This is a genomic window from Micromonospora sp. DT63 (assembly GCF_049841615.1).
Taxonomy (GTDB): Bacteria; Actinomycetota; Actinomycetes; order Mycobacteriales; family Micromonosporaceae; genus Micromonospora.
This window is the reverse complement of sequence record NZ_JBNCKQ010000004.1, coordinates 18,739-27,176: the sequence shown is the minus strand read 5'-3', so window position 1 is coordinate 27,176 and position 8,438 is coordinate 18,739. Positions and strand designations below refer to the sequence as shown.

The 8,438-nt window shown below is 73.6% G+C and carries 7 protein-coding genes; 4 read left to right on the top strand and 3 right to left on the bottom strand.

All coding sequences use genetic code 11. From position 1 onward, the window contains the following. Positions 1–138 precede the first annotated feature (138 nt). Positions 139–825 carry an IclR family transcriptional regulator gene (locus ACLQ27_RS15920; RefSeq protein WP_007456408.1) on the bottom strand — a complete coding sequence of 229 codons (687 nt, stop codon included), beginning with the start codon at positions 823–825 and terminating at the stop codon, positions 139–141. A 49-nt stretch (positions 826–874) separates the two neighbouring features. On the opposite strand from ACLQ27_RS15920, the gene leuC reads away from it, so the two are divergent. From leuC to ACLQ27_RS15900, 4 genes are all read left to right on the top strand, one after another. After that, positions 875–2,320 carry a 3-isopropylmalate dehydratase large subunit gene (gene leuC, locus ACLQ27_RS15915; protein ID WP_357494221.1) on the top strand — a complete coding sequence of 482 codons (1,446 nt, stop codon included), beginning with the start codon at positions 875–877 and terminating at the stop codon, positions 2,318–2,320. Positions 2,321–2,334: 14 nt separating this feature from the next. After that, positions 2,335–2,922, top strand: a complete 588-nt coding sequence (gene leuD, locus ACLQ27_RS15910; protein WP_357494223.1) for a 3-isopropylmalate dehydratase small subunit — start codon at positions 2,335–2,337, stop codon at positions 2,920–2,922. A 172-nt stretch (positions 2,923–3,094) separates the two neighbouring features. Then, positions 3,095–3,745 (top strand): HU family DNA-binding protein, encoded by a 651-nt coding sequence (locus ACLQ27_RS15905; protein WP_234591306.1) that lies wholly within the window; start codon positions 3,095–3,097, stop codon positions 3,743–3,745. Between the two features lie 143 nt (positions 3,746–3,888). After that, positions 3,889–5,898: an endonuclease/exonuclease/phosphatase family protein gene (locus ACLQ27_RS15900; protein ID WP_425867376.1), complete on the top strand. Its 2,010-nt coding sequence runs from the start codon at positions 3,889–3,891 to the stop codon at positions 5,896–5,898. Positions 5,899–6,030: 132 nt separating this feature from the next. On the opposite strand, the gene ACLQ27_RS15895 is transcribed toward ACLQ27_RS15900, so the two are convergent. Together ACLQ27_RS15895 and ACLQ27_RS15890 are read right to left on the bottom strand one after the other, a co-directional pair. Then, a complete protein-coding gene (locus tag ACLQ27_RS15895) occupies positions 6,031–6,909 on the bottom strand; it encodes an NUDIX hydrolase (protein ID WP_357494227.1) in 879 nt (292 codons plus the stop codon). Continuing rightward, a complete protein-coding gene (locus tag ACLQ27_RS15890; RefSeq protein ID WP_425867374.1) occupies positions 6,897–8,417 on the bottom strand; it encodes a CHAD domain-containing protein in 1,521 nt (506 codons plus the stop codon). The genes ACLQ27_RS15895 and ACLQ27_RS15890 overlap by 13 nt, the downstream gene beginning before the upstream one ends. Positions 8,418–8,438: the final 21 nt, after the last annotated feature.

Here is an 8,438-nt window from a genome sequence, read left to right as displayed (position 1 = left end):
AACAAACCAAAGGCTCACCTCGCCCCGCGAGGTGAGCCTTTTCCGTACCCCTGGGTCTCGCTGTTGATCATGAAGTTACTGCCCTCCGCCGCGGCGTGTCCGGGCAATAACTTCATGATCAACGGGATGGGGGCAAGGTTAAAGGCCCGAGAGGCGTTGGCCGGCTCTGACGACCGCCATGGCGTGGCGTTCGCCGGGGCGGCGGCCCAGGCGTTCGATCGGGCCGGAGATGCTGACCGAGGCGATCACGCGGCCGGTGCGGTCGCGGATCGGGGCGGAGACGCTCGCCACACCGGCCTCCCGTTCGGCCACGCTCTGCGCCCAGCCACGGCGGCGGACCTCGGCAAGGGTGCGGCCGGTGAACTTGCTGCGCGGCAGCAGTGGCATCACGGCCTCCGGAGGCTCCCAGGCGAGCAGGATCTGGGCCGCCGAGCCGGCGGTCATCGGCAGCACCGAGCCGACCGGGACGGTGTCCCGCAGGCCGCTGGCGCGCTCCGCGGCCGCCACGCAGATCCGCTCGTCGGCGCGGCGCAGGTAGAGCTGGGCGCTCTCACCGGTGGCGTCGCGTAGCGCGGCCAGCAGCGGCTCGGCGGCGGTCAGCAGGACGTCCGGGGCCGCGTTGGCCAGCTCGCCGAGCCGAGGCCCGGGGCGCCAACGGCCCTGTGTGTCCCGGACCAGCATCCGGTGGATCTCCAGGGCCTGCGCCAGCCGGTGCGCGGTGGCCCGGGGCAGCTTCGTGCGTTCAACGAGTTCGGCAAGGCTGGCGCCGTCGACACAGGCGGCCAGGATGACCACCGCCTTGTCGAGAACGCCGACACCGCTCATACTGTGTCCCACAAGCCGAAACTTACCTCCCAGAATTTAGGATGTCCAGATGGTGGGAGTCACTCCTGAGCCGAGGACCCTGGCCGAGAAGGTCTGGGACGCGCACGTCGTACGGTCCGCCGCTGGTGAGCCGGACCTGCTCTTCATCGACCTGCACCTGCTGCACGAGGTGACCAGCCCGCAGGCGTTCGACGGGCTGCGGCTCGCCGGGCGCCGGGTGCGTCGTACCGACCTGACCCTCGCGACCGAGGACCACAACACCCCGACCGGGTACGCCGATCCGGCGTTCCGGCTCCGCCGCGGTGACCTGCTCACCATCGCGGATCCGACCTCGCGTACGCAGATCGAGACGCTGCGCCGCAACTGCGCCGAGTTCGGCGTGCGACTGCACCCGCTCGGCGACGAGAACCAGGGCATCGTGCACGTCATCGGCCCGCAGCTCGGGGTCACCCAGCCCGGCATGACGATCGTGTGCGGCGACTCGCACACCGCCACCCACGGTGCGTTCGGCGCGCTCGCCTTCGGCATCGGCACCAGCGAGGTGGAGCACGTGCTGGCCACCCAGACGCTCCCGCAGAGCCGGCCGAAGACCATGGCCGTCAACGTCACCGGCCAGCTCGCCCCCGGCGTCACCGCGAAGGACCTGGTGCTCGCCCTGATCGCCCAGGTCGGCACCGGTGGTGGGCGCGGGCACATCGTCGAGTACCGCGGCGCGGCCATCCAGGCCCTCTCCATGGAGGGGCGGATGACCATCGCCAACATGTCGATCGAGTGGGGCGCCAAGGCCGGCATGATCGCGCCGGACGAGACGACCTTCGCGTACCTCAAGGGTCGGCCGAACGCGCCGCAGGGCGCGGACTGGGACGCGGCGCTGGCGTGGTGGCGGACGCTGCCCACCGACGAGGGCGCGCGCTTCGACGCCGAGGTCACCCTGGACGCCAGCCGGATCACGCCGTTCGTCACGTGGGGCACCAACCCCGGGCAGGGCGCACCGCTGAGCGCGCCGGTGCCCGACCCGGAGGAGTTCGTCACCGACTCGGAGCGCGCCGCCGCCCGTCGCGCGCTGGAGTACATGGATCTGCGCCCCGGCACCCCGCTGCGGGAGCTGCCGATCGACGTGGTCTTCGTGGGTTCCTGCACGAACGGCCGCCTGGAGGACCTGCGGGCCGCCGCCGACGTGCTGCGCGGCCACAAGGTGGCCGACTCCGTCCGGATGCTCGTGGTGCCCGGCTCCGCCGCCGTCCGGGAGGCCGCCGAGGCCGAGGGGCTGGACAAGGTCTTCGCCGACGCCGGCGCCGAGTGGCGGTTCGCCGGCTGCTCGATGTGCCTGGGCATGAACCCCGACACGCTCAAGCCCGGTGAGCGCTCCGCGTCCACCTCCAACCGCAACTTCGAGGGCCGGCAGGGCCGGGGCGGTCGTACCCACCTGGTCTCCCCGCCGGTCGCCGCCGCCACCGCCGTGGTCGGGCGGCTGGCCGCCCCCGCCGACCTGTAGAAGGGACCGACGAGATGGACAAGTTCACCACCCACACCGGCACCGCCGTACCGCTGCGCCGGTCCAACGTGGACACGGATCAGATCATCCCCGCCGTGTACCTCAAGAGGGTGACCCGCACCGGCTTCGCCGACGGGCTGTTCAGCGCCTGGCGGGAAGACCCGGCATTCGTTCTCAACGATGAATCCTATTCTGGTGCGTCGATCCTCATCGCCGGTCCGGAGTTCGGCACCGGCTCGTCCCGGGAGCACGCCGTCTGGGCGCTGCGGGACTGGGGCTTCCGCGCCGTGGTGGCTCCGCGCTTCGGTGACATCTTCCGCGGCAACGCACTCAAGGAGGGCCTGCTGCCGGTCGAGTTGGAATTGAAAGCCATCGAGGAGTTGTGGGATCTCGTCGAGGCCGAACCAACCACTCCGGTGACCGTCGACCTGACCGCCCGACAGCTCCGGGCCGGGGACGCGACCTGGTCGTTCCCGCTTGACGACTTCAGCCGGTGGAGGCTGTTGGAGGGTCTGGACGACATTGGACTCACCCTCCGGCACGCCGATGACATCGCCTCCTACGAGGCGTCCCGACTGCCGTTCCTGCCCTCGGTGGCATAGCCGTACGCCCACTCGCACAGCGGATTTCGCCCCCACCGGTCCAACCGGTGGGGGTGAATCCGTTACGACACAAGGGCTTTTTTCCACCGAATGTTTGTGTCCAGGCAGCACAGGGCATACGGTGCGCGCAGAATGGCTCGCGTCGAGTCAGTTGCACAATCGGGAGGAAGTCGTGAACAAGGCCGAGCTCATCGAGGCGCTCGCTGTTCGCCTGGGGGACCGGAAGACGGCGACGGCCGCGCTCGACGCGGTCCTCACTGAGGTCCAGGCGGCAGTCACCAAGGGCGAGAAGGTGGCGATCACCGGATTCGGAGCATTCGAAAAGCGTGTACGTGGCGCACGAACAGCGCGCAACCCGCGTACCGGCGAGGCGGTGAAGGTCAAGAAGACGTCCGTCCCGACCTTCCGCCCCGGCGCCGGGTTCAAGGAGATGGTGGCCAGCGGCAAGGTGCCGAAGGCCACGGTGGCGGCGAAGAAGACCGCCACCACCACGGCCAAGACCGCCGGCACCAAGGCGGCGGGCACCAAGGCCACCGCCACCAAGGCGGCCAGTAAGAAGACCGCCCCGGCCAAGGCGAGCAAGACCACCACCACCGCCGCCACCAAGGCGGCAAGCAAGAAGACCGCCCCGGCCAAGGCGAGCAAGACCACCACGGCGACCAAGACGGCCGCCAGCAAGAAGACCGCCACGGCGAAGAAGACCACCGCGGCGACCAAGTCCGCCACGGCGAAGAAGACCACCGCGGCGGCGAGCAAGAGCACGGCGGCCAAGAAGGCGCCGGCGAAGAAGGCTCCGGCCAAGAAGACGGCCAGCAAGCGCTGACCGACTGTCCGCCCAAAGGGCGTCCACCTCTCGGGTGGGCGCCCTTTGCGCGTACCCGGACCGTTGACCCGGCCGGACCGTACGCGCAGAATCGCCGTGCCGGCCCCCCTTCAGGACCGGTCCGCCGACGAAATGGGGCGCCGGTGCGCTACCGCCAGCTCACCACCGGATCGCTCGCGCTGGGCGTCGTTCTGCTCATCGACGTGCTGCGCGTCTGGCTGCCCGGCATCATCACCATCTTCGGGCAGGCAGCGTCCACCCCGGCCGAGGTGATGGGCGCGTTCGCGCTCGGCTGGTTCGTGCTGGCGATGGCCGTGCCGGCTCTGGTCCGGCGGGTGGGCGCCCGCCGCGTCACCGTCGTCGCCGCCGTGCTGCTGGCCGTGGCCCGGCTCGCGCTCACCAGCGCCCCCGGCGGCCGTCCGCAGCTCTGGTTGGCCACCGCCGGTCTGTTCGCCGGTCTGGTCTGGTTGGTGGGTGTCGCCGGCGGCACCGACCGTCCGGTGCCGGGACTGGCCCTGGGGTTGGCGGTCAACGCCGCCGTCCACGCGCTGCTGGACACCTACGATCTCGTCTGGCGGGGCGGCTGGGTGGCGTGGCTGCTCAGCGCCGTCGCGGTGGTGCTGTTCCTGCTCGGTACGACGCTGCCCGCCGCGCCGCCCGGCCCCGGTGGCGCCCGGTCGTGGCTGCTGGCCGGGCCGGTGCTGCTGCTGGCCGGCATGGTGGCCCTCGCGCCGGCCCTGGCCCAGGCCGGGATGTCGTACCTGGTCGCGGGTGGCGACGTCGCTCGCTCACCGCTGTTCGGCCTGGCGCCGGTGCCGGTGGCGGTCGCCGGGTTCCTGCTGGCCGCGCTGGCGGGCCCGACCCGGGGTCGGGGTCGAGCGCTCGGGCCGGCGGCCCTGCTGGCTGGCGTGGTGCTCTTCGCCCTCGACAGTGGCGACCTGCTCGTCGCGGCCATGCTGCTCACCGCCATCGGACTCGGCGCCTGCCTCGCGCTCACCGACGCGCCGGGCCGCGCCGACGCCGCGGCCGGCGCCGACGCTGCACGTCGCGCCGACGACGCCGACGTTGCGGCCGGTGCCGACGCTCAGGGTCGCGCCGACGCCGCGGCCGACGTCGCCGGTGCCGGTGCTGAGGGCGCGACGGGCACGGACGACACCCGCCGGTCGGCGGCCCGTCGGGGGTACGCGGTAGCCGCCGGCATGCTGCTCTTCGTGCTGGGTGCGGTGGGTTACTACTCCGCCTACGACCTGGGCTACCCGAACGCGGCGGTGCCGGTGGTGGTGGCCGGCGTGGTCGCCGCAGTGGCCCTGGCGGCCCGTCCGTCCGGCGACCGGCGTCCCGGCCCGCTTCCGCCGCTGCGGACCGCTGGCGGGGTCGCCGTGCTGGCTCTGCTCGCGCCGCTCGTCGCCGACGAGGTGGCGGTGGCGAGCAACCGGGAGGGTCCGCCGGAGCGGTTGACAGTGGTGGCGTACAACATCCGGATGGGCTTCGGGCTGGACGGCCGGTTCGACCTGGCCGCCCTGACCGCGGCGATCGACCGGCAGCGGCCCGATGTGGTGCTGCTCAGCGAGGTGGACCGGGGCTGGCTGCTCAACGGCGGCCACGACACGCTGGACCTGCTGTCCGACCGGCTCGGCATGCCGTACGTGTTCGGGCCGGCCGCCGACCCGGTCTGGGGTGACGCGGTGCTCAGCCGCTGGCCGGTCACCGACCCACGGTCCCGGCCCTTGCCGGCCCTCGGCGCACCCACCGGAGCGCAGGCTCTGGCCGTCACCCTGGACCTCGGCGACGGTGTCCAGGCCGCTGTGGTGAGCACCCACCTGCAACCGCCACCGGACGCGGGCCCGGTGGCACAGGCTCGCGCGGTGGCCGACTTCGCCACCGGGTACGCGGCCGGCCGGCCCCTCGTGGTGGCCGGCGACCTGAACACCGAGCCGGGCGATGAGGCGTTCGAGCAGTTCACCGCGGCCGGGCTGGTCGACGCGTTGGCGGTCGCCCGTCCGCTGGCGACCAGCCCCGCCGACGATCCGCGCCAGCAGATCGACCACGTCTTCGTCTCGCCCGGCCTGACGGCGACGGACCCGGTCGCGCCGCGCGGCGAGGCGAGCGACCACCTGCCGGTGGCGGTGACCCTCACCCTGCCGCCCCGCTGACCCCGCGCCGGGATCGCCGCTGGCTGGCCGGCCACCGCCACGTCGGCGCTCCGTTGCGGAGGCTGGCTGGCTGGCCGGCCACCGCCACGCCGGCGATCCGCGGCGGATCAACCGCCGAAGCGCCGGGCGGGCCTACAGACGGTCGGCGGCGACCAGCCGCTCGCCGCTGAAGGCGAGCAGCCAACCGCCGCCCTTCGGGGTGGTGAAGTCCTCGTCGGCGCGGCCGGTCAGCTGCTCCAACGCGCCCGGCAGCACCTTGCCCTGGCTGCACACCGCCACCTGCCCACCGGCGCAGCCCAGCTCGAGCAGTTGGGCGGCGGTGGCCAGCACCCGCTCGTCCTGTTGCTGGCCCGGCTGGGGCTCGTCCAGGTCGCCGCAGACCTCGATGGGCAGGTCGAGCAGCCCGGCCGCCGGATCCAGGGTCTGCACGCAGCGGCGCGGCGAGGCCGACAGGAGCCGGGCCGGCCGCACCACGGCGATCAGCGCCGCAAGCGCGTACGCCTGGGCCCATCCCTCGGCGTCGAGCGGGCGGGCGGTGTCCGGGCCGGTCCACGTGGCGCGCTTGCCGGCGTGCCCGTGCCGGACCAGCGCGATCGTCGCGGTCACCGGCGGCAGCGCGGCGAACGCCGCCAGCACCTCGGTGTCGTGCGGGTAGCTGACGAGGTGGATCGCGTCGTCCACGGCCAGCCACCGGATGTCGTCGACCTCGGTGCCCGGCTGGAAACCGCCCTCGGCGACCGCGAGCATCGACCAGTAGTCGACCAGCTTGGCCTGCCCCTCGCTGCGGTAGCGCACCGACGGCAGCCGCACCTGCGGTACGCCCCGCACGTCGGCCTCCTCGGCGACCTCCCGGACCGCCGCGAGCAGTGGATGCTCGCCCGGTTCGAGCTTGCCCTTGGGCAGCGTCCAGTCCCCGTAGCGCGGGCGGTGCACGACGCAGACCCGTACGCCGTCGGCGGTCGGTCGCCAGCAGACCCCGCCGGCAGCCCGGATGCCCGTCACGGCAACCATCTGGTCCGCCGTCGCCGCGTGGCCCGGTGCCACGCGGCGGGGAATCGGGCCCGCATCAGGCGGACCGTGTCGCGTTCCCGCTCGGCCAGCCGTCCGGCGGTGACCGCCAGCTCGTGGTCGCCCGGTCGGTCGGCGGCGAGGGCGAGCCAGGTCTCGGCGGCCACCGCGGCGTCCTGGTGTTCGCCGAGCACATCCTGGACGCCGGCCAACGCGCGGGCCAGCCGCCGCGCGTCCCTGCCGACGGCCGGGACCACTGCGGTGACCGCGTAGCGGGCCTGCTTGCCCTCCTTGCGAACGGCGTGCCAGCGGTCGTCGGGCGCGAGAGGGGCGAGCCCGTCGACGCCGTCGGGGCCGGTGAGCTGCCGCCACGGGCGGGCGACCAGCTTCGGTAGCGTCCGCGCCGCCGGGGTGGCCGCCCGTCGGGTGAGCCGGGGCGCGCGGGCGGCCAGCACCAGGGCGTCCACCAGGGCCAGGTAACGCGGCGAGCGCAGCGCCTCGTCGATGGCGGCCAGCGCCTGCCGCTGCCGCTGTGCGAGCGCCTCGTCCAGCCGGTCCACCGCGCCCGTGTCGAGCGGGCTGAGCGGGTCGGCGGTCGCGGTGCGCCGCAGTCGGTCGCGCAGCACCTCGGCGTCGCGCGCCGCGCCGAGCACCCCGGCGAGCCAGCGCAACTCGTCGCGCAGGGGCCGCGCCCAGCTGCGGCGCACCAGCGGACGGAAGGTCCGCAGGTCGCTGCGCAGCCGTCGGCAGGCCACCCGCAACTGGTGTACGGCGCTGTCGCCGCCGTCGGTGGTGGTGCGCAGCCGCACCAGCGGGTCGTGCGCCAACAGCCGGCCCACCTCCTTGCGGACCGCCTCGGTGACCACCTCGCCGGCGGTCGGGTCGGCCGTCAGCCCGCCCGGGGAGACCAGGTCCGGTTCGGCCTGCGCCACCGACCCCAACGCCCGTACGTGCTTGGGGGTGAACGAGCCGGCCCGGGCCCCGGCCTCGCGCAGCACCTCGCCGATCCGTTCCAGCAGCTTGCGGTCGCCGGCCTTGCGCTCCACCTCCACCTCACGGAACGCGCCGGTGATGGCGCCGGCGTCGTCGAGGACCGTCACCCGGTCGTCCACCACCTCGGCGAGCACCGCGCCGGCCCTGTCGCACACCTCGTGGGCGTGCCGGACGGTGCGTACCACAGTCACCGGCGCGAGCGACGCGCCCCGGTGCAGGACGGTGACCAGCTCGACCAGCTCCGGCGGCGGCTGCGCGACCGGCCCGGGGCGGGAGATCTCGTGCCGGACGCCGGGCGTGCCGGTGGGCAGCTTCACCGTCCACGGCAGCTCGTCACCCTCGCGGTGCCGCAGCGACGCCCCGGCGCGGGCCAGCCGCAGGTCGACAGTGTCGAGGTAGCGGGCGACAAGCGTCACCGGCGGCAGGTCCCGGACCCGGCCGCCGGCCGGGGACGTGGTGGACAGGTCCGGCAGCACGAAGGTGTCGTCCACCTCGTACTTCTGCTCCTCCTCGACCATCAGCTCAGCCTATGCCGCGAT